Source organism: Pseudoduganella sp. GW821-FHT12E03, assembly GCF_058807115.1.
On sequence record NZ_JBXAQJ010000046.1, the window covers coordinates 1 to 817 of the forward strand.

An 817-nucleotide genomic window follows, 5' to 3' on the forward strand; every position below is an offset into this window, starting at 1 on the left:
CGGTGGTACTAAGCGTACGACAAGTAGGGCGGGACACGAGAAATCCTGTCTGAACATGGGGGGACCATCCTCCAAGGCTAAATACTCGTAATCGACCGATAGTGAACCAGTACCGTGAGGGAAAGGCGAAAAGAACCCCGGGAGGGGAGTGAAATAGATCCTGAAACCGTGTGCATACAAACAGTAGGAGCCTCCTTGTGGGGTGACTGCGTACCTTTTGTATAATGGGTCAGCGACTTACATTCAGTGGCAAGGTTAACCAGATTGGGGAGCCGTAGAGAAATCGAGTCCGAACAGGGCGCCAGTCGCTGGGTGTAGACCCGAAACCAAGTGATCTATCCATGGCCAGGTTGAAGGTGCGGTAACACGCACTGGAGGACCGAACCCACTAATGTTGAAAAATTAGGGGATGAGCTGTGGATAGGGGTGAAAGGCTAAACAAACTTGGAAATAGCTGGTTCTCTCCGAAAACTATTTAGGTAGTGCCTCAAGTATCACCAACGGGGGTAGAGCACTGTTATGGCTAGGGGGTCATCGCGACTTACCAAACCATTGCAAACTCCGAATACCGTTGAGTGCGAGCTTGGGAGACAGACGTCGGGTGCTAACGTCCGGCGTCAAGAGGGAAACAACCCAGACCGCCAGCTAAGGTCCCAAAGATTGGCTAAGTGGAAAACGAAGTGGGAAGGCTAAAACAGTCAGGATGTTGGCTTAGAAGCAGCCATCATTTAAAGAAAGCGTAATAGCTCACTGATCGAGTCGTCCTGCGCGGAAGATGTAACGGGGCTAAGCCAGTCACCGAAGCTGCGGATATCCG

The 817-nt window shown here is 51.5% G+C and carries 1 rRNA gene; it reads left to right on the top strand.

The window, feature by feature from the left end:
* Window positions 1-817: ribosomal RNA gene (locus tag AC1RRC_RS33220) — 23S ribosomal RNA — on the top strand; the annotation flags it as partial.